Source organism: Sphingopyxis terrae subsp. terrae NBRC 15098, from assembly GCF_001598815.1.
GTDB lineage: Bacteria > Pseudomonadota > Alphaproteobacteria > Sphingomonadales > Sphingomonadaceae > Sphingopyxis > Sphingopyxis terrae.
This window is the reverse complement of the sequence record NZ_BCZQ01000006.1, coordinates 22,831-46,419: the sequence shown is the minus strand read 5'-3', so window position 1 is coordinate 46,419 and position 23,589 is coordinate 22,831. Positions and strand designations below refer to the sequence as shown.

Here is a 23,589-nt window from a genome sequence, read left to right as displayed (position 1 = left end):
CGAAGGCTCTCCCCCCTTTCATGCGGTCCCTTGGACAGGAGTTTGTGACGTGAAAAAGAAGATGACCCTTTTGACGCTGGGCGCTGCGCTGGTCGCGGTGCCGGTGCTGGCCGCCCCCGGCGGCGACCGCAACATGGGCGACGCCAACAATGATGGCGTGCTGACCCGCGCCGAGGCAGAAACGCACGCCAAGGCGATGTTCGTCAAGCTCGACGTCAACAAGGACGGCAAGCTCGACCTGGCCGATCGCGCCGCACGCCATGCCGAAAAGCGCGCCCAGATGTTCGACCGGCTCGACGCCAACAAGGATGGCAGCATCAGCAAGGCCGAATGGGACCAGGCCGATGCCGCGCGCCAAGCGAAGCGCGCCGAATGGAAAGCCAAGCGCGGCGAACGCGCCGGTGCGCCGGGCGAAGGCGGCGAGCGGCACGCGATGCGCGGCCATCACGGCGGCAAGCGCGGCGGGCATGGTGGACATGGCGGCCCCGGCGGCTGGATGAAGGCCGATGCCAATGGCGATAAGGCGATCAGCCAGGCCGAATTCGTCGCGGGTGCGCTGGCGCGCTTCGACCGGATGGATGCGAACAAGGATGGCAAGGTGACGGCCGAAGAACGGCAGGCCATGCGCCAGACGATGCGCGACAAGCGCGGTGCGCCGCCGGCGCCGCCCGCCGGTACCTGATCGGCACGACGCGGGCGGTGCGGGCCTATCCCCCCCCTCCCGGGCCCCCACCGTGGCATTGCCTTTGCCGCCGCGTCCTGCCAGCTATCGCCCATCGGCCCCCCGCGGGCCGGTGGGCGAACCAGGGTCAGGACCCAATAATTCCGCGTTCGAGGTTTGAAGCGATTTTGCTCAGGGCGAGGAGGCAAGGCGAGGGAATATGTCGATATTTCAAGACTTGCCAACGAAGCCATGGGCAAAATCGGTCAAATCCCGCAGGGACGCCGAAATGGCTTCGATCTCGGGCCCGCGCGGCCTTGCGGGTAGCGATGCTACCCGCTGCACCCGCCCAGACCCGATATCTTCGCCATTTCGACGCCTCGAACGCGGAACTAATGGGCCCTGACCCTATTTTTAGCGGATAGCCATGACCGATAGCGACACCCCCCGCATCCTGTTGATCGACGACGAGCCGTCGATCCGCGAGCCGCTTTCCGAATATCTGGAGGCGCAGGGATTTGCCGTGACCGACGCGGCCAATGCCGCAGAAGCGCGGTCGGTGCTGCGCGCGCAATCGGTCGATCTGGTGGTAAGCGACATCATGATGCCCGGCGAGGACGGCCTGTCGCTGACCCGCCATCTGCGCGAGACGAGCAGCATCCCCGTGATCCTGCTCACCGCGCGCGCCGAAGATACCGAGCGCATCATCGGGCTGGAGATCGGCGCCGACGACTATGTCGTCAAACCCTTCAACCCGCGCGAACTGGTCGCGCGCATCCGCACCGTGCTGCGGCGGACGCAGGCGAACGGCCGCGCGGTCGATCCGGGCGGGACGAGCTATGCCTTCGGGCCGTGGGTGCTGCGCGAGGTCGAACGCGTGCTGGTCGACGAGGCGGGCACCGAAGTCGCGCTGTCGTCCGGCGAATATCACCTGCTTCACGCGCTGGTGCGCCACCCGCGGCAGGTGATGAGCCGCGACCGGCTGCTCGATCTGGTGCGTGGGCGCGAGGCCGACATCTTCGACCGCGCGATCGACAATCTCGTCAGCCGCCTGCGCAAGAAGATCGAGGAAGACCCCGCGCATCCGCAGATCGTCAAGACGGTGTGGGGCGGCGGTTATACGCTGGCTTGCGAGGTCAAGCGGCTGGGGCCGGCCGCATGAGCATTCGTTTGTGGCCGCGCAGCCTGATCGGGCAATTGGTGCTGGCCGTCGCGGCGATGCTGTTCGTCGCGCAGGGGATCAATTTCGCGATGCTTGCGCGCGGGCAAAAGCAGCAGACCCTCGCGCATGGCGGCGGCATGGCCGTCGCACGGATCATCGACGCGATCGATCGTGACCGGCGCGGCCGGATCGACGACGGCGCCGCGAGCGGCCGGCACGACCGCGTCCAGAAACTGCTGATCACCGACCGGCCGCCGCCGCTGATTCCGGGGGCAGTGCCACTTGCCGACCTGTCGGCCTATGTCGCCGACCTGCTGAGCGAAGGCGGGGTCAAGGCGAGCGAGGTGTCCGCCTGGGCGATGCCGCTGCGGCCGCGCGCGCAGAAGGCCAGCTATCCCGGCCGCGTCGTCGTGGTGAGCGCGCGCGTCGATGGGCGCTATTTCACCGTGCGCAGCCGCATTCCGGCGACCGGCGGGCGCCTGCAGGGCTTTTTGCTTTGGCAGACGCTGTCGCTCTATCTGCTGCTGCTCGTGCCGATCATCCTGATCGCGTGGCGCGTCGCGGCGCCGCTGCGCGAGTTGACCCGCGCGGTGCGCGCCAATCCGGCGGCGCGCGATCTGCCGCCGATCGACGAGGCGGGGCCGTCCGACGTGCGCGACCTGATCGCGGCGTTCAACGCCTATCGCGCGCGCATTGGCACCATGCTCGCCGACAAGGACCGGATGCTGGGTGCGGTCGGCCACGATTTGCGCACCCCGCTCGCGAGCCTGCGCGTCCGTGTCGAGCAGGTCGACGACGACCGCTTGCGCGAAAAGATGATCGCCTCGATCGAGGAAATGACCGCGATGCTGGCCGACATATTGGCGCTCGCGCGCTCAGGGGCGGGAACCGAAGCGCCCGAGGCGATCGCGCTGCCGCTGCTGCTGCGCGAACTGACGGCAGACTATGGCGAGCAGGGCAAGGATGTCGCGGCGAGCGCGCTCGCCGAGGCGGCGGTGCGGGCGCGCCCGATGCTGCTGCGCCGCGCGCTGCGCAACCTGATCGACAATGCGCTGGCCTATGGCGTTCGCGCGCGGCTGTCGGTGGTGCGCGAGGGCGACCATGCGCGCATCATCGTGTCCGACGACGGCCCGGGGCTGACCGACGAGCATATCCGCACGCTGGTCGAACCCTTTGCGCGCGGCGAGCAGTCGCGGAACCGCGCGACGGGCGGCGCCGGCCTCGGCCTGTCGATCGCGCGCGAGATTGCGGCGGGCGAGGGCGGCGAACTGGTACTGGCAAACCGCCCGGGCGGCGGGCTCGACGCGGCGATTGTGCTGCCGGTTCTGGCGTGAAGCGGCTTTGGGGTGGGGAGCGGACGTTAGCCCCGAAATTTTTAACGCTGCCAACTTTCTCGACGAGCTAGGTGAGAGATCGATTTCAGGTAGCTCGTCCCTGCCCAGAGGTAATAGATCAGAATGGGCCCAAGGATGAACGCGGCTACCCAGAAATTGTCCGGCAAGAGATTGTAGCCGCCGCGGCCTAAGAGCACGGCCGCGGCGCCGAAAAAACCTAGATAGCCGCATCGGAACAATGCCCCACGTGGGCTGTATGCCCGGCGCTCGACGTCGTCGCTGTCCTGACCAAAATACACTGCACCAATTTGCGCTGCTGCCTGAGATGTCGACGCTTCGACTCCCGCAGCAAATGCAATGACGATCAGCGCCCATGCCGCTGGAGTTTCGTCAAATAGGAGCCGTGCGCCTACACTCAGCGTGAGTGCTATTCCCGCCACAAGCCACAGAAAATTTGGAGAACGGTGATCGAACATGATGTGAGTGTGCCCCGTTGCACCAATGTCCGCAATCGGTCGTTTCCGGCCATTCGATCCAGATCGGCGGCGAACGGCGACTTTGGGGTGGAAAGCGGACGTTGCGGTGAGCCGCTTTGTGTACCCCGGCGAAGGCCGGGGTCCAGAGCGTTAAAAAGTCGGGGTTGGTGCTGTGAAGCCCTGGACCCCGGCCTTCGCCGGGGTACACAATATCAACGCGAGACTTTCATACCTTCGGCATCCCGGACTGATCCGGGATGACGAAGGGAAATAAGCCCGCAATCGGTCGTTATCAGGCGTAAATCGCGATCGCCTGGCTGCCGTGCAGCACCGGTTCGCCGGCGCGGTTCCACAGCATCATGTCCTGCACCGACAGACCGTTGCGGGCGAAGCCGGTCTTGGCCGAGAGCAGCCACCAGCCATCCTCGGTCTCGGGCTTTGCGGTGAGCATGTTGACCGTCCAGTTCATCGAGCTGATCGGGCCGAATTCGGTGAACAGCGCCATCGCCGCCGGGGGCAGAGCATCGCCCATCGCGAGCAGCGCGACCGCCGGATGACAGGCGGGCTCTTCGACGAAGCGCACCCAGGTCAGATATTCGCCGACATCGCTTTTCCAGTTGAAGCGCGGGCCGGTCGTCGGGCGCATGTCGAAATGACGGGTGAAGCTGGGCCGCGCCTTGTGTTCGGGCACGGGCCGAAGCGTTTCGGGGGCGGGGGCGTCGGGTATGGCAAGCCGGTTGTGATCGAGATGGCTTTGCCGGTCGGGCGAGAAGGCGAAGACCGCGGCGGTGCCGAAGCCCGCATCGCTGGTGACGCCAGCGTCGATGAACAGGCTCGATTTCGATTGGCGCAGCACGCGCGTATGCACGGTGCAATCGCCGCTGACCGGTCCGACGAAGCTGATCTGCGCATAGCGAAGCGGCGCCTCGGTCGGGTGGAGCGCCATCGTGCCGGCGAGCGCGACCGCCGAGCTGATCCCGCCATAGGCCGTGCGGCCCTGCATCCAGCCGTCGTCGATATGCGCCGTCGCGACATCGCCGTCGACGCGCAGGGTGGAGAGCAGCGCGTCGAGCGCGCTGGGGGAGCTTGTCATCGGAAAACTCAATCCTCGATCTGGAAAGTCAGTCCGGCATGGGCGGTCAGCCGGTCGATCAGCGCCTGACCGAGCAGCGCGCCGGGGGTCCACACGCCGCCCGCGCCATCGGTTTCGAGCAGCGCCATGCCGGTTTCGGCCAGCATCTTCGACGTCGATCCATAGCCAGGGTCGCGGTCGCCTTGGACGCTGGCGCGGATCGTGGTGCCGTCGGGATATTCGCCAACGAAGAGGATGTCGTAGAAGCCGTTTTCGCGCTCTTCCTTGCTCGGTCCCTCGCCGGGTTTGAGCTTGGATTCGCCGAAGGGGTTCGCCTTCGCCATCGCTTCGGCCATTGCCTTTCCGGCCTCGCCGATCGTCGTCATCACCATCTCGTCATAGACAAGGTCGGACCCCCATGGGTGGCCGAGCAGGAAATTGGTGCGGTGGACATTTTTGGTGTTGATCGGCGCCATCACGAAGGGCGCGGTCCAGGTGCCGGTCGCATGATCATATTCGGGGATCAGCCCCGACGGCTGGTGCGGACCTTCGAACCCCGGGGTCAGCGCGAAGGAGGATTTGAGCAACAGCGCGAGCGACGGCTTTTTGGCGACGGCCTTCAGCGTTTCGGTCAGGCTGGCGATGGTGCCGCCCGACGCGCCGCCCTGCATCTTGCGCACGCGGCCCTTCACGCGCGGCGCGGGCTTGCCGTGGCGCCTCACCGCTTCGGCCTGGAGGAACAGCACGCCGAGGTCGAAGGGGATCGAATCGAAGCCACACGAAAAGGTAATGCGCGCGCCCGATGCCTGCGCCTGATCCTGATGCGCGTCGATCATCTCGCGCATCCAGCCGGGCTCGCCGCACAGATCGGCATAGGCGGTTCCGGCCTTGGCGCAGGCGTTGACGAGGTCGCTGCCATAAAGCTGATAGGGGCCCACGGTGGTCAGCACGACGCGCGTGCGATGCGCCATCATGTCGAGGCTGGCGGGCTCGCTGGCGTCGGCGACGACGAGCGGCGTGTCGGCGGGGGCGCCGATCAGGTCGCGCACTTCGGCGAGCTTGTCGAGACTGCGTCCCGCCATCGCCCATTTCGGCGCGTCCTTGCGGCCGCCATAATGTTGCACGAAATATTCGGCGACGAGGCGGCCGGTAAAGCCGGTCGCGCCATAGACGATGATGTCGAATTCGCGGGCCTCTGCCACGGCACCCTCCCATTTACGTAAACGTCAACTAGAGGCTAGCGCAGATGTTCGGCGGTGCCAAGGGGCGTCGCGTCGCGCCCGGTCCGCGGGGCTCAATCCGCCAACGTCAGGCGGAGTGCGTCAGCGACCGCGCTAGTGCCACCCATTCGGCAACGCTGACTGTCTCGGCGCGGCGGGTCGGATCGATCCCGAGCGCATCCAGCGCGTCGATTGCGCCGGGTACGCCCTTGAGGCTCTGGCGCAGCATCTTGCGGCGCTGTCCGAACCCCTTTTCGGTGAGCTTCGACAGCATCGCGGGCGACACGCCGGGCGGTTCGTGGTCCGGGGTGACATGGACGATCGCCGACATCACCTTGGGCGGCGGGGTGAAGGCCGAGCGGTGGACCTTCATCGCGAGCTTCGCCTGCGCCCGCCACTGCGCCAGCACCGCGAGCCGCCCATAGGCCGCGCTGCCGACAGGAGCGACGATGCGTTCGGCGACCTCGAGCTGGAACATCAGCGTCAGCGACAGCCATTGCGGCGGCCAGGCAGCGGGTTCGAGCCAGCGTGTGAACAGTGCGGTGCCGACATTGTAGGGAAGGTTGGCGACGATATGATAGGGGCCGCCCGCCAGTGCGTTCGCATCGACCGCTATCGCGTCGTCCGCAACAACGGTCAGCCGGCCGCCGAAGGCATCGGCAAGATCGGCGAGCAACGGCAGACAGCGTTCGTCGCGTTCGACCGCGATCACCCGCGCGCCGGCGCGCAGCAGCGCGCGCGTCAGCCCGCCCGGTCCGGGACCGACCTCGAACACCGTCGCGCCGTCGAGATTGCCGGGGATCGCCGCGACGCGATCGAGCAATTGTTCGTCGAAAAGGAAATTCTGCCCAAGCGCCTTGCTGGCCGAGAGGCCGTGCGCGCGCACGACATCGCGCAGCGGCGGCAGCGGACGATTGGGCTGCGTCGTCACGCGGCGGCGGCGCAGCCGCGCGCCCGCGCCCCAGCCATCCGCGCGGCCATCGCGATCGCGGCGATCGTCGGTCCGGGATCGGCGGTTCCCGAACCTGCGATGTTGAAGGCGGTGCCATGATCGGGCGAGGTACGAATGATCGGCAGCCCAAGCGTCAGGTTGACGCCGTCGTGGAAATGCAGCGCCTTGAACGGCGCCAGCGCCTGATCGTGATAGCCGCAGAGCAGCGCGTCATAGCGGTCGCGGATGCCGGGCGCGAACAGCGCATCGGCGGCGAGCGGGCCATCGACGCCGATCCCCTCGGCGGCAAGCTGCTCGATCGCGGGGGCGATGATGCGGATTTCCTCGTCGCCGAGTCGGCCGCTTTCGCCGGCATGCGGGTTGAGCCCGGCCATCGCGAGGCGCGGCTGGGCGATACCGAAGTCGCGGATCAGGCCGCGCACGACGATGCGCGCCTTGGCAACGATAAGCTCGGCGGTCAGGCGTTCGGGCACCTCGGCGAGCGGGATATGGACGGTCAGCGGTACGACGCGCAGGCCGGGGCCGGCGAGCATCATCACCGCATTGGTTGCGGTAACGCCGCAGCGTTCGGCGATGAATTCGGTCTGCCCCGGATGAGTATAGCCGATGCTTTGCAGCGCATGTTTCGACACCGGACCCGTCACCAGCGCCGCGGCGGCGCCGTTGCGGGTGAGGCCGATGCCGGTTTCCAGAGCATGCAGGGCGCAAGTCGCGCCCGCCGCAGTCGGTTCGCCGGGGGTGAGGGGGCCGCTGTCCTCGAGATGCCAGACAGGCAGCGCCGTGTCGAACAGTCGTCCGGCCTCATCCATGTCGTTGACGCGAACGATCGGGCCGTCCCAGACGGCTTCGATCACCGCAGCGTCGCCGACGGTGACGAAGGGAGGCAAGTCGTGCTTGTGGCGTTCGGCCCAGGCGCGGGCCGCAACTTCGGGACCGACGCCCGCCGGGTCGCCCATGGTGACCGCGATCGGGCGTCGTTTAATCATAGCCGTCATCAATTATATTCGATCACCGCATCCCGGCGCAGGTCGCGCAGATAGCGTTGCGCGCGCTTGTTGACCTTGTCCTCGAGCAGCTTCTGCTCGATCGCCTGAACGTCGGGAGCGGTTGCCGATTCAGGCAGGTCGCGGCCGCAAAGAACCAGGACGCTGACCCCTTCATTGGCGGCGCCGAACGGTTGAGTGACTTGCCCGATCTGCATGTTGATCAGCGTGTTCTGCAGCTGCGGCGGCAGTGCGCGCATCGAGATATTGTCGCGCGACACGACATTCGCGCCGAGCTTGGCGGCGATATCGTCGGCCGCGCCGCAACCGGCGATGCTGCGCGTCGCGTCGGCGAACTGGCTGGCGAGCTCGCTCGCCTTTGCTTCGGTCGTGCCGGGGGCGAAATCGAGTGACACCTGCTTGAGACTGAGCACCGCGTCGCGCGGGTCGGCCGTCAGAACCTGGCGCCGGTCGATCATCAGCAGGATCGATATCCCGCCCGGGACTTCGACCGGGCCGACGAGCTGGCCGGGCTGCATGTTGAGCGCCGCCTGCGCCATCGACGGCGGGAGGGTCGCGGGGCGGACCCAGCCGAGATCGCCGCCAACGACCGCGGTCGAGGCTTCGGAGAATTGGCGTGCATAGGCAGCGAAGCTGCCGCCGGCCTGAAGCGCCTGAATGATTTTTTGCGCATTCGCCATCACGGCGGCGGCATTTTCGGGCGTCGTCGCGAGATAGATTTCGCCGAGGTGCAGTTCGTCCTGACCCTTGGCCTCCTGCAGCCGCTTGACCACCGCTTCCACCTCGTCGGTCGACACATTGGTCGTCGATTGGATATTGCGTGACAGCAGGCGGTCCCAAGCGAATTCGCCGCGGATTTGCTGCTTTACCGCGGCGGCCGAAGACCCCTTGGACGCGAGATATTTGCTGAATTCGTCGGGCGTCTGCTTGAAACGCGCCGCCAGCCGGGCAAATTGTTCATTGATGACATTTTCGTCGATGTCGATCTTTGCCGCGCGGGCTTCCTGAATCTGGAGCTTTTCGTCGATCAGGTTGCTGAACACCTGCTGGCGCAGCCGCTGAATTTCCTCGGCGGGCAGTTCCATATTGTTGTTCGCAATGCGGATCAGCGCCATGCGCTGTTCGATGTCGGTCGCGGTGATGACTTCGCCGTTGACGATCGCTGAGGGGCGATAGACGTTGGGCTTGCCGTCGCCGTAAAGCTGGACATTGCCGGGAATGGCGAGGTTGGTCGCAGGGGTTTCGCTGTCGGCTACGGTCTGGGCCGACACCGGGACGGACCCCACGGCCGCAGCGGCAATCAGTCCGAACATGGTCGAAATTTTGGTCATTGCCATCCTATTCGAGTAAGAATGCGACGCTCCGTATCAGCCGAAGCGCCCGATGGTCCAGCGCAATCCGCCATCCGGACCTTTGAAGCCGGGAGATAGCGGGAAAACGCTGAACGCAGGCTGAGCGATCAGAAACCGAGGTTGCGGAACGCGACGCGGAACGAGAAGCTGTTGCCGCGCCGCGCGTCGCCGGTGTCGACATAGTCGCGTCGCCAGGTGAAGGCGATCGACAGGCAGTCGTCGTCATAGGCGACCCCGAGCCGGTGGCGAATCGGGTCGAAGCCGTCCGATGTGCTGAGCGGATCGTCGGCCTTGCTGGTCAGATCGACGATCGCCGAGCCGAAGATCGACCAGTTTTTCGCGACCGCCACACGGCCGCCGACGCGCGCTTCTTCGCGATCCTGCAGATCTTCGCCGAGCAGGGTGATGTCGCGGTTGAGGCGCGAATAGCCGAGTACGGCGTAGGTCGAACGGCTGCCGATCGTCGCATCGAATTCGTTGCGGCGGATCGCCAGATTATCCTTGTCGAGCCGGAAGCGGTGGGTGAGGCGCAGGAAATCCTTGTAGGCGACGGTCGTCCGCCCGACGATGTCGGAGAGCCGGTCGGTGAGCCCGGTCCCGTCGGGGAACAGCGTCGGCTTGTCCGACAGGCGATAGCTTTGCCCGATGACGCTGCTGATGTTGAAGCCGGGGCGGCTGAAATTCCATTCAACGCCATAGGTGATGCGCGCGCCGTCCTCGAACCGGTCGTAGCCGTTGAAGCGATTGATCGCGAAGAGATTGCCGTCCTCAAGATCGAAGGCGCGCGAATCCTCGTTCGGTATATCGACATTCTTGAGCGGCGGCGTCGCGACGATCTGCACCCGCGGGGTCAGCGTTTGGGTGCCGCCGAGGAATTCGCCGATGAAGGGCCAGCGCATGTCGGCGGCGATGGCGGCGATGCCGCGGGCCTGCCAACCCGACTTGCCGCGATAGTCGGCGATCGGCGTCAGCAGATTTTCGTCGCTGTGATAGACATCGCCGCGCACCAGCGCGGTCAGCGTGACTTCCTGGCCGAGCCCGGTCAGCCCGCGCAGATCCCAGCGGGCGCCGGCGAAGGCGCGCTGCGTATCCTGTCCCGCTGTGCGGGCGATCGACAGCGTGTTGAGCTGAAGCTCGAACTGACCGCCCAGCCACGGATCGGGCAGGCGTTGGCGATAGTCGATGATCGGAAGCGCGATCGGTTGCTGTCCTTGGCTGTCGCCCGCGCGCAGCGTCTGCGTCGCCCAGCCGGCGATCGACAAATAGCTCTGCCCGCCGATCCGCTCCAGCTCGAACATCGATCGCAGCCGGTCGTCGCGGCTGATATCGTAGCGGCGCATGAAGGTGCGGTCGGTGGTGATCCGGCCCGAATAGGTCAGGCTCCATTTGGGATCGAACTGGAACTTGCCTGCGCTTTCCAGATAGCCGCGAAAATCGTTGCGCTGATCGGCGGCGGTGCCGGTTCCGGTCAGCGGCACCACCGAGCTGTAGGTCGCGTAGCCATTGATGCGGAAAGCGCCGATATCGGTGAGAGCGCGGAACTCGCCTTCGATCATCGGCGCCGTATTGGTGTAGACGTGCGGTGTGATCGTCAGGTCGCGGTCGGGAGCGAGCCGCAGATAATAGGGTAGGGCAATTTCGAACCCGTTGGTGCGGCCGAGGCGGACGTCGGGGACGAGGATACCGCTGCCCGCATCATTGTTGGCGGGGTGGCTGAGCCCCGGCAGCGGGATGAGCGGCAGACCGAAGACTTCGACGCGCGCGCCCTTGTAGCGGATCTTGTTCTTCGCCTGGTCGTAAACGACGCGGACGGCGCGGATCTGCCAGCTCGGGTTCTTGGGGCAGCCCGCGTCATCCTCGACCGGGCAGGGCGTGTAGGCGGCGTTTTCCAGCTCGATGTTGCCGTTGTCGAAGCGCCTACCCTTCACCGCGGCGAGCCGCGCGCCATTATCGAACACGACGAGCATATTTTGGACGATGCCGTCGCGCAGCGTGTCGGTCAGCACGATGCGGTCGCCATAGGCGGTGTCGCCTTCGGGATTCTTGATCGCGACATCGCCCTCGGCGACCACTTCGCCGGTCTTGCGGTTCCACGTCACCTTGTCGGCGCGCATCGAGATGGTGTCGCGGTTCATTTCGACATTGCCGTCGGCAACGACGATGTCGGCATCGCTGTCGTAATTCAGATTGTCGGCGGCAAAGCCGATCTGTTCTTCGTCACCGGGCTTCGGTGCATCGACCGTGACAGCCGAGACGTCACGATTCTGGAGGTCGGGCTGCGCAGCCGGAGTAGCAGGCTCGGCGGCGGGCGCGGGCGTGCCGGGCTGCGCCGCGGCGGGCACGGCGACAAGGAGCATGCCGCTCGCGGTGACGACCCAAAGGGGCCGCGCGCGCGCCGCGTGGGGGAACAAAGTCCGACTCATTTAATTTCTTTGTCCCACACCTTATCTTGCGTCCACCCTTTGCGGGCTGGCTGCTTTAGTTTTGCAACTCGCGAGCGAAACCCCTATCGGTCCGGCACGTTCCAATCAATCATCGCATAAGAGAGTTAAAAGATGGACATTCAGTTTGTCGCGCAAATCGATGCGTCTGCCGACGTTGTCGCTTTTCCGGTCCGCAAGGGCGAGGCCGGCGCGCTCGGTGCGCTGCTCGGCGCGCTGGCGAAGCAGGCGCGGTTCGATGGCGCCGCGGGTTCGGTGGCCGAAACCGCCGCCTTTGACGGCGACCGGGCCACGCGGCTGCTGCTGGTGGGCATCGGCGAGGGGACGGTCCATGATCTCGAGCGCGCTGGCGGCGCGCTGACCGCGCGGCTGCAGACGAGCGGCGTTGCGGTGCTGCACGTCGATTTCGCCAGCGCGGGCCAGATCGACGAAGATGATGTGCTCGCCTTTGCGATGGGTGCGAAGCTGCGCGATTGGCGCATCGACACCTATCGCACCCGCCTTTCCGACACCGCCAAGCCCAGCCTGAAAACCATCGTGATCGCGTCGCCCGCGGGTGATATTTCGGCGCGCTGGGGCAGCTATTCGGCGGTGGCCGACGGCGTGGCGCTGACCCAGACGCTGGTCGCCGAGCCGCCAAACATCCTCTATCCCGAAAGCTTCGTCGAGCGCTGCCAGCATCTGGCCGACCTTGGCGTCGAGATCGAGGTGCTCGACGAACGGCAGATGAAGGCGCTCGGCATGGGCGCGCTGCTTGGCGTCGCGCAAGGGTCGGTGCGGCCGCCGCGGCTGCTCGCGATGCGCTGGAACGGCGGCAATGCCGACGACAAGCCGGTCGTGTTCATCGGCAAGGGCGTGACCTTCGACACCGGCGGGATCAGCCTGAAGCCCGGCCCGGGCATGGACATGATGAAGTGGGACATGGGCGGCGCGGGCGCTGTCGCGGGCGCGATGAAGGCGATCGCGGGCCGCAAGGCCAAGGCGAATGTCGTCGGCATCGTCGGCCTTGTCGAAAATATGCCGGACGGTAATGCGCAGCGCCCCGGCGACATCGTCACCACCATGTCGGGACAGACGGTCGAGGTGCTCAATACCGACGCCGAAGGCCGGCTGGTGCTGTGCGACGCGATCACCTGGGCGCAGAAGGTCTATGAGCCCAAGGTCATCGTCGATCTGGCGACGCTGACCGGCGCAATGGTGATCTCGCTCGGCCACGAATATGCGGGCATTTTCGCCAATGACGACGGGCTTTCCGAAAAACTGATCGCTGCGGGTGAGGCGACGAACAACAAGCTGTGGCGTTTTCCGCTGTCGCCGGCCTATGACAAGCTGATCGACAGCCCCATCGCCGACATGAAGAATATCGGTCCGCGCGAAGGCGGGTCGATCACCGCGGCGCAGTTCCTCAAGCGGTTCGTCGAGGACGGAGTCGCCTGGGCGCACCTAGACATCGCCGGCACGGCATGGAGCGACAAGGACGGCCCGGTGTGGGCGAAGGGCGCGACGGGTTATGGCGTCCGCCTGCTCGACCGCTATATCGCCGACAATCACGAAGGCTGATCCGGTTCGGGGAGCATGGCGCGCGTCGACTTCTATCGGCTGACCCGCGACCCGGTCGAACGGGTGCTCCCCGCGATCGCCACGCGCATATTGGATGGCGGCAACCGGCTGCTCGTCGTCGCTGCCGCTGCGATGCAGCGGCAGGCGATCGACGAGGCGCTGTGGACGCTGCAACCCGCGAGTTTCCTGCCGCACGGCGCGGCGGGATCGCCCGACGAGGCGATCGAGCCGATCCTGCTCAGCGGCACGCTGGGCACCCCGGCGATCAACGGCGCCACCCATGTCGCGCTCGCCGACGGGGAATGGCGCGAAGAGGCGCTGGCGTTCGAGCGCGCTTTCCTGTTGTTCGACAACAGTCGCATCGACGATGCGCGCGCGACCTGGCGCGCGCTGACCAAGGCCGAGGGCGTGGAAATCCACTTCTGGAAACAGGATGAGCGCGGACGCTGGTCCGAAGGGCCGTGACGCGATAGGCTGACCGGGCCGGGGAAGAGCGTCTTTCTGTGAGGGGGATCACCGACGGCAACCGGGTCGCACCCTAGGGACAGCAGCCGACCGATTCGGGGCAACAGGAGGTAGATTATGGCGACGCTCAGGACATTCACGCTTGGCACCGCAATTGCGCTGGCGATGACGCTTTCGGCGTGCGGATCGAAATCGGAAAAGGAAGTCGCGAGCGGCACTTACACCGACCCCGAAACCGGAAAGACCGCCGACTATAAGGTGACGTCCGACACCAGCGGCGAAAATGGCACGATCAGCATCAAGACCGAGGATGGCGAGATGCAGTTCGGCGGCGGCGCGGGCAATGCGAAATTCCCCGCGGGTTTCTCGCCCTATCCGGGTGCGAAGGTTACGGGCGGCTTCACCGCGACGAACAAGGATGGGGCCGGCGGCATGGCGAGCTTTGAGGTCAAGGGCCAGGCGGCCGACGTGATCGCACATTTCCGCAAGCAGGCCGAGGCCGCAGGCATGAAGATCACGACCGAGGTCAAGGCCGGCGAAACCGCAATGTTCGGCGCCGAACGGCCTGGCGACAGCAAGTCGGGCGTGCAGGTCACGGCGACGCAGGCGGGCGACATGGTCAACGGGTCGATCACCTACGGCCACGGCGGCTGACGCCGCGCCGGGAAAGCCCCCCGCGCTCTTTGCTTGCGGAGCGGCGAAAGCGCGGCTAGAGGCGCGCCCATTCCGACAAGATATAAAGCAGGAGCTTTCCCAATGGCGGTCACCCGCACCTTTTCGATCATCAAGCCCGACGCGACCCGCCGCAACATCACCGGCGCCGTCACCAAGATGCTGGAAGACGCCGGCCTGCGCGTCGTCGCGTCGAAGCGCATCCACATGACCAAGGAACAGGCCGAGGGCTTTTACGCGGTCCACAAGGAACGCCCCTTCTTCGGCGAACTCGTCGAATTCATGACCTCGGGCCCGGTCGTCGTCCAGGTTCTCGAAGGCGAGAATGCGATGCAGCGTAACCGCGACGTGATGGGCGCGACCAACCCCAAGGACGCGGCTCCCGGCACGATCCGCAAGGAACTGGCCGAAAGCATCGAAGCGAACACGGTGCACGGCAGCGACAGCGATGAAAATGCGGCGATCGAAATCGCCTATTTCTTCAAGCCCGAAGAAATCGTCGGCTGAACGAGCCGAACCGCAAGGCCAAAGAGGCCGCCGGAGCGATCCGGCGGCCTTTTTCAGTTGCGCGACGGGTAGATGCCTTGGATCGCAACGCAGTAGCGAATGGCTAGTGTCGGCTGCGTTTTGACTGCGCCCGACGCCGCGGGGTCGCGGGCGACGCTGGTGTTGCCGCCCTTTTGGCCGAGCACCAGCGGCGGTACGTCACGGCCGTTACCGACATGGACCGGCGCGCGTCCTCGCAGATCAGGGAGCGCAAAGGTCTTGCTCCCATCCCCGCCATAAGTCGTTCCCAGCAACGAAAAAAGCGCCATATTCTCGCTGATTGATACGAGTTGGCCATTGGCCTCGCTCCAACCGCGCGGACAGAAGGTCGCGGCTGTCATCATTACTTCGCCGATAAAAGGGTCGCTCGCTGCATGAGCTGGCACAGATGTCGCCAGCAGCGCCACGCCCACGATCGAAAATGCATTGAATTCCTTGCCCATCGTCAAATCCCCCAGATCTAGCAGCGCACTTCTCGGGAAGGGGCGGCGCGCTGTCAACATGCCCGCCATCAGGTGGAACGGGCGGTGGTGGAGCGGCTGGCGCTAGAGCAGCGGACTGACCGTCGCGACGAGGTTTTGCCATAGCCGCCGGACGATGCCGAAGGATGCGACATCGGCGGCGCCGACGGGTATCGAATCGGCGCGGTAAACTTCCTGCCGCGTACGAAGTTCGGCAGCAAAAGCCTTATCACGCAACAGGATATTATTCTCGAAATTGAGTTCGAAGCTGCGGCGATCGAGGTTGGCGGAGCCGATCAGCGCGACTTCGCCGTCGACCACCATCGTTTTGGCGTGGAGCAGGCCGGGACGATATTCGTAGAGCTTTACCCCCGCATCGACGAGGTCGGCATAATAGCTGCGGCTCGCGCCCGCGACGACGCGGCTATCGTTGCGGTGCGGCACGATCATCACCGTCGCGACGCCGCGCCGCGCGCAGTCGAGCAGCGCGAAGAGCAATTGTTCGTCGGGGACGAAATAGGGGGTGGTGACGACCAGCTCGCGCCGCGTCGAATGGATGAGCGCGGTGAAACAGGCGGTCATCGCGGCGTAGCGGACATTGGGGCCGGTCGCGATCACCTGCGCCGCGATGCCCGGATCGGCGGCGGCCGGAGGCTCGGCATCGTCCTGCAAAAGGTCGCCGATGTCGTCGCCGCGCTCGCTTTCCCAGTCGGCGGCAAAGACGAACTGGCAGTCTCGCACCACCGGGCCTTCCCAGCGCGTCATGATGTCGACCCACGGAGCATATTTCGACTTGATGCGAAATTCGGGGTCGGCGAGATTCTGACTGCCGCACCAGGCGATGCGATTGTCGATGATGAGTTGCTTGCGGTGATTGCGCAGGTCGAAGCGCCCGCGGATCAGCGTCCAGATCAGCCCGCCGATCGGCAGCGCGATGCGCGCATCGACCCCGGCATTTTCGAGCTCGATCCAATAGGCCGACCGGATGAAACCGCGCGAGCCGAGCGCGTCGGCGAGGACGCGGACCTTCACGCCGCGCCGGGCCGCGCGGACCAGCGCGTCCTTGATCCGGAAGCCGTTATTGTCGGCGAGCCAGATATAGAAGCAGAGGTGGACGGTGGACTTCGCGTGGTCGATATCCTCGACCATCTCGCGGATCGCGGCGTTGCTGTCGGCGGCGAGATGCGCGCGATTGCCCGCGGTGGGCGGTAGAGCGTTTACGGTCTCTGCGAGCGCGAAGGGGGCGGCCCACGGGCTGCGCGCAAGCCTGCGGCGCACGTCGGCATTGTCGTGCGGATGCGGCAGATGCGCCTCGATCGCGGCATAGCGCGCGCGCCGCTTGGCGCTGATCCGCGCCTCCCCGAGCAACAGATAGGCGAGGATGCCGACCACGGGTACCGCGATCGTCGCGATCAACCACGCGAGCCGCGAGGCGGGCTCGCGCTGCGGCCGCAGGATGATCCGGCCCAGGATGACGATGAAGACCGCGATGTACGCGGCCCACAGGATCAGGGCGAAATCATACTCCATCGCCGCCAGTTCACCGTGCTTTGGCGCAAAAGGCCAGCGCGAATTTTGGACGGGGCAAGTATGGCGCCCTTGTTCGTCATTTGCGAGCGGCGACGCCGCGCGGCAATCCAGAGTGCGCGTAAATCGCTCTGGATTGCTTCGCTTCGCTCGCAATGACGCGGGTGGCGACTTAAAAGTCCTCGGCTACCGCCATCAGCCCCGCGAGCTTTTTCGGCGCGATCGCCAGCCAGCTCTTGCGGAGCCATTCGCCGATCGCATCCCAGTCGGTATCGCCGAGGTCGAGGCGGATGCCGATCCAGCCGTCGCCGAAATAGGCGGGGCGGTAATAGCGCGCTTCGTCGAGTTCGATGAGCTGCGCCTGCTCGTCGGCGCCGCTGATCTTGACCAGCAGCGCGGTCTTGCCGTCGCCATGGTGGTCGTGGGTGAAATAGGCGAATTTCTTGCCCTTGACGATGCCGAAGCAGGGCATGCCGTGCGAGGTAACCTCGTCGGCTTCGGGCAGCGCCATCGCCAGGGCGCGGACGCGGCCGAGCAGCCAGTCGGGCGCCCGTTCGCGCGTCACGAAGGCGGCGAGCGCGGCGGGGTAAAGCTGATGCTCGGCAAAACGGACGCGTTCCGCCAAGGTTTCGGCGGTGTCGCCGGGCACGATCGCGACCGGGGTCTGCGCCAGCACCGGCCCATCGTCGAGCGCCGGCGTGACGACATGGACGCTGCACCCGCCGAAGCGGTCACCCGCGTCGATCGCGCGCTGATGGGTGTCGAGCCCCTTGTAGAGCGGCAGCAGGCTGGGGTGGATGTTGAGCATCCGGTCGGTCCAGCCAGCGACGAAATCGTCGCTGAGGATGCGCATATAGCCCGCAAGCGCGACATAGTCGGCGCCCGCGGCACGCAGCCGTTCGTCGACCAGCGCGTCGAAGGCGGCGCGCGACATTCCCTTGTGCGATTGCGCCCAGGTCGCAATGCCTTCGGCCGCGGCGAGCGCGAGGCCCGGGGCTTCCGGGTTGTTGCTCGCGACCAGCACGAGTTCATAAGGGCAGTCGGCGGCTTTCGCGGCATAGAGCAGCGCCGCCATATTGGTCCCGGTGCCCGAGATGAGGACGCCGACGCGGGCTTTCATGCCGATCCTCCCCGGAACGGGGAGGGGGACCATGCGAAGCATGGTGGAGGGGCGTAAGCGGAGTCGTGCGGTGTCTTGAGGATGGACGGCACCGCATGTGCCCCTCCACCCCCCGCTACGCGGGCGGTCCCCCTCCCCCTGTGGGGGAGGATATTATGCATTATGCGCCGCGCTCCACGCCGCCCGGGCGCTCCACGTTTCGGCGCCGCCGCTGACGGTGCAACCCTTGTCGCCCGCCGCGATATGCCCGATCCGGTGCACCGTCTCGCCCGCGGCTTCGAGCGACGCGGTCAAATCGGCAACGTCGCTTTCGGCGACGACCACGGCCATGCCGATCCCGCAATTGAAAGTGCGCGCCATTTCTTCGGGCTCGATATTGCCCTGCGCCTGCAGGAACGCCATCAGCCGCGGCTGATCCCAAGCATCGGCGTCGATATGCGCGTGGAGCGTTTTGGGCAGCACGCGCGGAATATTTTCGAGCAGGCCGCCGCCGGTGATGTGCGCGAGCGCGTGGACCTTGCCGGTCTTCACGAGCGGCAGGAGGCTTTTGACATAGATGCGCGTCGGCGCCATCAGCGCGTCGATCAACAGGACGGTCTGATCGAACAGAGCCGGGCGGTCGAGCTTCCAGCCCTTGTCGGCGGCGAGGCGGCGCACGAGCGAAAAGCCGTTCGAATGAACCCCCGACGATGCGAGGCCGAGGATCACGTCGCCCGCCGCGACCTTGTCGGCGGTGAGTACGTGGTCGCGCTCGACCGCGCCGACGCAAAAGCCCGCAAGATCATAGTCGCCGTCCGAATACATCCCCGGCATCTCTGCGGTCTCGCCGCCGATCAGCGCGCAGCCCGCCTGTTTGCAGCCCTCGGCGATGCTCGCGACCACCTGGGTCGCGACATCGTTTTCGAGCTTGCCGGTCGCATAATAGTCCAGGAAAAACAGCGGCTCGGCGCCCTGCACGATGAGGTCGTTGGCGCACATGGCGACGAGGTCGATCCCGACCCCGTCATGCTTGCCCGATTCGATCGCGAGCTTGAGCTTGGTGCCGACGCCGTCGTTCGCGGCGACGAGCAAGGGATCGTTGAACCCCGCCGCTTTCAGGTCGAAAAAGCCGCCGAAACCGCCGAGGTCGGCATCGGCGCCGGGGCGGCGCGTTGCGCGGGCGAACGGGGCGATCGCACGGACCAGCGCATTGCCGGTCTCGATCGATACGCCGGCCTGCGCATATGTATAAGGGGCGGGATGGTTATGCTTGGAATCCATGGCCCGCGCGACTAACGCTTCCGGCCGACAAATGCCATGATTTCCTTGTCGGTGACCTCGACTTTCGCGTAGGGCTTGCAGGAATCGTCATCCCGGCGAAGGCCGGGATCTCGCCGGGGCATTATGGCAAGAGGTCGAGAATCCGGCGTTCGCCGGAATGACGGACAGAGTGATGGTTGCATCTTGGTTGGGAACAAAGCGTAAGAACCCTATGACTTCGGCCGCTTTCTCCCGTTCGACTCCCGGTCTCCCGCTCCGCTCGTTCGTGCCTCGCGATCGGCGCTGGGCGGCGCTGTTCGGGCTGTTCCTGGCGGTTCTGATCGCGGGCCTCGTCCAGGGGCAGATCGCGCATGGCGACCGCGGCATCACGCCGATCAACAGCAGCGGCGATTTTCTGGCGAGCGGCATCGCGATCGACGTCACCGGCGACAATCCGGAGGATGCGCGCGAAAAGGGCTGGCGCGAGGCGCAGCGCAAGGGGTGGCAGCAACTCTATCGCAAGACCAACGGCAGCGACGGTCCGGCGCTGTCCGATTCGGTGCTGGACGGCATCGTCACCGCGATCGTGGTGGAAAAGGAACAGGTCGGGCCGCGCCGCTATGTCGCGACGCTTGGCGTCCAGTTCGACCGCGTCCGCGCCGGGCAGATATTGGGTGTCAGCGGCCGCACCCTGCGTTCGCCGCCGCTGCTGGTGATTCCCGTCTATTCGATCGACGGCATTCAGCAGGTGTTCGAACAGCGCAGCGCGTGGCAGCGCGCCTGGGCCGAATATAATACCGGGCAGAGCGCGATCGACTATGTCCGCACCGCGGGCACCGGCGCCGACACGTTGCTGCTCAATCCGGGGCAGACCGGACGGCGCGGCCGCGTCTGGTGGCGCGTCATCCTCGACCAATATGGCGCCGCCGACGTGCTGATCCCGATCGCGCGGGTCGAATACAGCTATCCCGGCGGACCGGTGACGGGCCATTTCGCCGCGCGCTACAGCCCCGACAACCGCCTGATCGGCGCCTTCACGATGACCGCGCCCAACGCCGCCGCGATTCCCGACATGATGGAAAAGGCGGTGGCACGGATGGATGCGCTCTACACGCAGGCGCTCGCCGCGGGACAGCTGCGCACCGACGCCTATCTCGTGCTCGAAAAGCCGGTCGAGAAGGAGGATCTGCCCGAAGATGTGGCGACCGACGACACGGTGGTGGCCGGCGAGACCGACACCAGCCTGCCGACGACGGCGCCTGCGGGGCTGCAGACCTTCACGGTCCAATATGCATCACCCGATGTCGAATCGGTTTCGGCGACCGAACGCGCCGTGGGCGGCATTTCGGGGGTTCAGTCGGCGGCGACGAGCAGCCTCGCGCTCGGCGGCATGTCGGTGATGCGCGTCACCTTCCGCGGCGACGTCGGCGCGCTGAAGGCGGCGCTCGCGGCGCGCGGTTTCAAGGTGCAGGAAGGCGGCGGCCAGCTCAGGATCAGTCGCTGATGCCCCGCGGTTCGGGACAGATCGCGCTGCCGCTCGACTGGAGTGCCGGCGGCGCCAACGACGGTCCGCTGATCGTCGGGACGAGCAACGCCGACGCGGTGCGCTATCTGCGCCATGTCGCGACCTGGCCGGTGCGCACCGCGGTGCTGACCGGGCCGCGCGGATCGGGGCGCAGCCTGATGGGGCGGCTGTTCGCGCGCGAATCGGGCGGGCGCGTGATCGACGGTCATGCCAGCGTGTCGGAAGAGGAGATTTTCCACGCCTGGAACGCGGCGCAGGCGTCGGGAACGCCTCTGCTCATCATTGCCGATGCGCCGCCGTCCGAATGGGCGATCGCGCTTCCCGACCTCGCTTCGCGGTTGCGCGCAGTGCCGGTACTGACGATCGGCGAGCCCGACGATTGCCTGGCGCGCGACCTGATCGACGCACTTTTTGCCCAGCGCGGGATGGCGATTTCGCCCGAGGTCGCGGCGTATATCGTGCCGCGGATGGAGCGCAGCTATGCCATGATCCACCGCGTCGTCGCGGCGCTTGATGCGGCATCGCTCGAAAAAGGGCGCGGCATTAGCATTCGTCTTACGCGTGAAACATTACTGTCACAGGGGCTCATCGATCCCGATTTGCTCGAAAGACAGGAAACAGGCCCATGTCGCTGACCAGTCAGCCCCTTCGCGCCGACAATGATCCCGTGGTGCCGGGCATCGACAAGGCGAACCCTGACCGTTTCTTCAACCGCGAACTGTCGTGGCTCGCCTTCAACCGGCGGGTGATGGAGGAGGCGCGCAATCCGGCGCATCCCTTGCTCGAACGACTGCGCTTCCTGTCGATTTCGGGCAGCAATCTCGACGAGTTTTTCATGGTCCGCGTCGCCGGCCTGAAGGGGCAGCAGCTTCAGGGAATCGACGATCCGTCGGCCGACGGCCGCTCGCCGGGGCAGCAACTCGCCGAGATCGAGGCCGAGGTGAACCGGCTTGTCGACGAACAGCAGAGCGAATGGCAGAAGCTGCACGACCTGCTCGCCGAACAGGGGATCATCGTCCATGGCGCGGGATCGGAGCGCGAGCGGCTGCGCGCCTCGCTGCGTCAATATTTCAGCGAACAGATATTCCCGATCCTGACGCCGCAGGTGCTCGATCCTGCACACCCCTTTCCCTTCATCCCCAACCGCGGCCTTGGCGTGATCTTCGATCTCCAGCGCCAGGCGACGGGCGACACGGTGCGCGAACTGGTGATGATCCCCGCGTCGCTGCCGCGACTGGTGCCGGTGCCGGGCGAGGCGACGAGCTTTGTGCCGATCGAATATCTGGTCGAACTGTTCGCCGACCTGATTTTCCCCGGCTATGCGAGCCGATCGATCGGCGTGTTCCGCATCATCCGCGACAGCGACATCGAAATCGAGGAAGAGGCCGAGGATCTGGTGCGGCTGTTCCGCACCGCGATCCGCCGCCGCCGGCGCGGGCGGGTGATTCTGCTCGAACTCGAGGCCGACATGCCGGCCGAACTGGCCGCAGTGCTCAACGCCGATATTCAGGGGCATGAGGCGATCGTCGCGAAGATCGGCGGTTTCGTCGGGCTCGCGGCGCTGTCTGCGCTGGTCGATGTCGATCGCCCCGACCTGAAATTCCCGGCCTATTCGCCGCGTTTTCCGGAACGCATCCGCGAACATGGCGGCGATTGTTTCGCGGCGATCCGGTCCAAGGACATCGTCGTCCATCACCCCTATGAAAGCTTCGACGTCGTCGTGTCCTTTCTGCGGCAGGCAGCCGCCGATCCCGATGTCGTCGCGATCAAGCAGACGCTCTATCGTGCCGGCAACCAGTCGCCCGTCATCCGCGCTCTGATCGAGGCGGCGGAGGCGGGCAAGTCGGTGACGGCGGTTGTCGAACTCAAGGCGCGCTTCGACGAGGAGCAGAATCTGCTCTGGGCGAACCAGCTCGAACGCGCCGGGGTGCAGGTGGTTTACGGTTTCATCGAGTGGAAAACGCACGCCAAAATCTCGATGGTCGTGCGCCGCGAAGGGCAGGGGTATCGGACCTATTGCCACTTCGGTACGGGCAATTACCACCCGATCACCGCGCGCATCTATACCGACCTCAGCTTTTTTACCGCCGATCCGCGCGCGGGGCGCGATGCGGCGCAACTGTTCAACTATATCACCGGCTATGTCGAGCCCGAGCGGCTCGAGCTGGTGACGATGTCGCCGCTCAACATGCGCGCGCATCTGTGCGAGCTTGTCGATGCCGAGATTGCGGCGGCGCGAGCGGGATTGCCGTCGGGGCTGTGGGCCAAGATGAACAGCCTCGTCGACCCCGGCATCATCGACAAGCTTTACGAAGCGAGCGCGGCGGGGGTGCCGATCGAGCTGATCGTGCGCGGTATCTGCTGCCTGCGTCCCGGCGTTCCCGGCCTGTCGGAGACGATCCGCGTCAAATCGGTCGTCGGCCGCTTCCTCGAACATAGCCGCATCTGGGCCTTCGCCAACGGATCGCGCCTGCCGCACCAGCGCGCCAAGCTCTATATCTCGAGCGCCGACTGGATGCCGCGCAACTTCGACCGCCGCGTCGAATATATGATCCCGATCGAGAACCCGACCGTCCACGACCAGATATTGGATCAGGTGCTCGTCGCCAATCTGATCGACAATGAACAAAGCTGGGTGCTGCAGGCCGACGGCACCTATGTGCGCGTCGATCCGGGCGACAAGCCGTTTAACCTGCACCATTATTTCATGAACAACCCGTCGCTTTCGGGGCGCGGGACCGCGCTGCACAAGCGGCAGGATGTGCCGACCCTCGATTTCAACATGCGCGAAGACTGACAC

21 protein-coding genes are annotated in these 23,589 nt (G+C 65.8%); 10 read left to right on the top strand and 11 right to left on the bottom strand.

Features of this window, described 5'->3' with window-relative positions; all coding sequences use genetic code 11:
• Positions 1-49: 49 nt before the first annotated feature.
• The 3 genes from STE01S_RS04980 to STE01S_RS04970 all read left to right on the top strand — a co-directional run bounded on the left by STE01S_RS04980 (position 50) and on the right by STE01S_RS04970 (position 3,157).
• Positions 50-682 carry an EF-hand domain-containing protein gene (locus STE01S_RS04980; RefSeq protein ID WP_062765472.1) on the top strand — a complete coding sequence of 211 codons (633 nt, stop codon included), beginning with the start codon at positions 50-52 and terminating at the stop codon, positions 680-682.
• A gap of 406 nt (positions 683-1,088) precedes the next feature.
• Entirely contained in the window at positions 1,089-1,823 is a 735-nt protein-coding gene (locus tag STE01S_RS04975; RefSeq protein ID WP_062765469.1) for a response regulator, read from the top strand.
• Complete coding sequence (locus STE01S_RS04970) at positions 1,820-3,157, top strand: sensor histidine kinase (protein WP_062765466.1); 1,338 nt, start codon at positions 1,820-1,822, stop codon at positions 3,155-3,157. The genes STE01S_RS04975 and STE01S_RS04970 overlap by 4 nt, the downstream gene beginning before the upstream one ends.
• A gap of 41 nt (positions 3,158-3,198) precedes the next feature.
• On the opposite strand, the gene STE01S_RS04965 is transcribed toward STE01S_RS04970, so the two are convergent.
• From STE01S_RS04965 to STE01S_RS04935, 7 genes are all read right to left on the bottom strand, one after another.
• Positions 3,199-3,633 (bottom strand): hypothetical protein, encoded by a 435-nt coding sequence (locus tag STE01S_RS04965; RefSeq protein ID WP_062765463.1) that lies wholly within the window; start codon positions 3,631-3,633, stop codon positions 3,199-3,201.
• Positions 3,634-3,925: 292 nt separating this feature from the next.
• Positions 3,926-4,726, bottom strand: a complete 801-nt coding sequence (locus STE01S_RS04960; protein WP_062765460.1) for an acyl-CoA thioesterase — start codon at positions 4,724-4,726, stop codon at positions 3,926-3,928.
• 8 nt (positions 4,727-4,734) lie between these two features.
• On the bottom strand, positions 4,735-5,907 hold the full coding sequence (locus STE01S_RS04955; RefSeq protein ID WP_062765457.1) for a saccharopine dehydrogenase family protein: 1,173 nt from the start codon (positions 5,905-5,907) through the stop codon (positions 4,735-4,737).
• A 106-nt stretch (positions 5,908-6,013) separates the two neighbouring features.
• Positions 6,014-6,856, bottom strand: coding sequence for a 16S rRNA (adenine(1518)-N(6)/adenine(1519)-N(6))-dimethyltransferase RsmA (gene rsmA / locus STE01S_RS04950; RefSeq protein WP_255265883.1), 843 nt, complete (start codon positions 6,854-6,856; stop codon positions 6,014-6,016).
• Complete coding sequence (gene pdxA, locus STE01S_RS04945; protein ID WP_062765455.1) at positions 6,853-7,872, bottom strand: 4-hydroxythreonine-4-phosphate dehydrogenase PdxA; 1,020 nt, start codon at positions 7,870-7,872, stop codon at positions 6,853-6,855. Before pdxA ends, rsmA begins: the two co-directional genes overlap by 4 nt.
• Entirely contained in the window at positions 7,872-9,212 is a 1,341-nt protein-coding gene (locus STE01S_RS04940) for a peptidylprolyl isomerase (protein ID WP_003047877.1), read from the bottom strand. Before STE01S_RS04940 ends, pdxA begins: the two co-directional genes overlap by 1 nt.
• Before the next feature lie 128 nt (positions 9,213-9,340).
• Positions 9,341-11,656, bottom strand: coding sequence for an LPS-assembly protein LptD (locus STE01S_RS04935; protein ID WP_062765452.1), 2,316 nt, complete (start codon positions 11,654-11,656; stop codon positions 9,341-9,343).
• A gap of 132 nt (positions 11,657-11,788) precedes the next feature.
• On the opposite strand from STE01S_RS04935, the gene STE01S_RS04930 reads away from it, so the two are divergent.
• The 4 genes from STE01S_RS04930 to ndk all read left to right on the top strand — a co-directional run bounded on the left by STE01S_RS04930 (position 11,789) and on the right by ndk (position 14,878).
• Positions 11,789-13,234, top strand: a complete 1,446-nt coding sequence (locus tag STE01S_RS04930; RefSeq protein ID WP_062765449.1) for a leucyl aminopeptidase — start codon at positions 11,789-11,791, stop codon at positions 13,232-13,234.
• Between the two features lie 15 nt (positions 13,235-13,249).
• Complete coding sequence (locus STE01S_RS04925) at positions 13,250-13,699, top strand: DNA polymerase III subunit chi (RefSeq protein WP_003047869.1); 450 nt, start codon at positions 13,250-13,252, stop codon at positions 13,697-13,699.
• A 117-nt stretch (positions 13,700-13,816) separates the two neighbouring features.
• Complete coding sequence (locus STE01S_RS04920; protein WP_003047866.1) at positions 13,817-14,353, top strand: hypothetical protein; 537 nt, start codon at positions 13,817-13,819, stop codon at positions 14,351-14,353.
• Positions 14,354-14,455: 102 nt separating this feature from the next.
• Positions 14,456-14,878 (top strand): nucleoside-diphosphate kinase, encoded by a 423-nt coding sequence (ndk, locus tag STE01S_RS04915; protein ID WP_003047863.1) that lies wholly within the window; start codon positions 14,456-14,458, stop codon positions 14,876-14,878.
• Positions 14,879-14,931: 53 nt separating this feature from the next.
• Here ndk and STE01S_RS04910 read toward each other — a convergent pair whose 3' ends face one another.
• From STE01S_RS04910 to purM, 4 genes are all read right to left on the bottom strand, one after another.
• Positions 14,932-15,429, bottom strand: a complete 498-nt coding sequence (locus STE01S_RS04910) for a phage tail protein (RefSeq protein ID WP_255265882.1) — start codon at positions 15,427-15,429, stop codon at positions 14,932-14,934.
• Between the two features lie 33 nt (positions 15,430-15,462).
• Positions 15,463-16,908 (bottom strand): cardiolipin synthase, encoded by a 1,446-nt coding sequence (cls, locus tag STE01S_RS04905; protein ID WP_062765443.1) that lies wholly within the window; start codon positions 16,906-16,908, stop codon positions 15,463-15,465.
• A gap of 169 nt (positions 16,909-17,077) precedes the next feature.
• Positions 17,078-18,025 carry a phosphoribosylglycinamide formyltransferase gene (purN, locus tag STE01S_RS04900; protein ID WP_062765440.1) on the bottom strand — a complete coding sequence of 316 codons (948 nt, stop codon included), beginning with the start codon at positions 18,023-18,025 and terminating at the stop codon, positions 17,078-17,080.
• A 153-nt stretch (positions 18,026-18,178) separates the two neighbouring features.
• Positions 18,179-19,285: a phosphoribosylformylglycinamidine cyclo-ligase gene (purM, locus tag STE01S_RS04895; RefSeq protein ID WP_062765438.1), complete on the bottom strand. Its 1,107-nt coding sequence runs from the start codon at positions 19,283-19,285 to the stop codon at positions 18,179-18,181.
• Between the two features lie 265 nt (positions 19,286-19,550).
• Here purM and STE01S_RS04890 point away from each other — a divergent pair, with 265 nt between their 5' ends.
• From STE01S_RS04890 to STE01S_RS04880, 3 genes are read left to right on the top strand one after another with little or no spacing between them, the layout of a single operon-like run.
• The gene (locus tag STE01S_RS04890; protein WP_231737351.1) at positions 19,551-20,768 is read left to right on the top strand and encodes a heavy-metal-associated domain-containing protein; all 1,218 of its coding nucleotides are present in this window, start codon (positions 19,551-19,553) and stop codon (positions 20,766-20,768) included.
• Positions 20,768-21,424, top strand: coding sequence for an HdaA/DnaA family protein (locus STE01S_RS04885; RefSeq protein ID WP_062765432.1), 657 nt, complete (start codon positions 20,768-20,770; stop codon positions 21,422-21,424). Before STE01S_RS04890 ends, STE01S_RS04885 begins: the two co-directional genes overlap by 1 nt.
• Complete coding sequence (locus STE01S_RS04880; RefSeq protein WP_062765429.1) at positions 21,415-23,586, top strand: RNA degradosome polyphosphate kinase; 2,172 nt, start codon at positions 21,415-21,417, stop codon at positions 23,584-23,586. Before STE01S_RS04885 ends, STE01S_RS04880 begins: the two co-directional genes overlap by 10 nt.
• Positions 23,587-23,589: the final 3 nt, after the last annotated feature.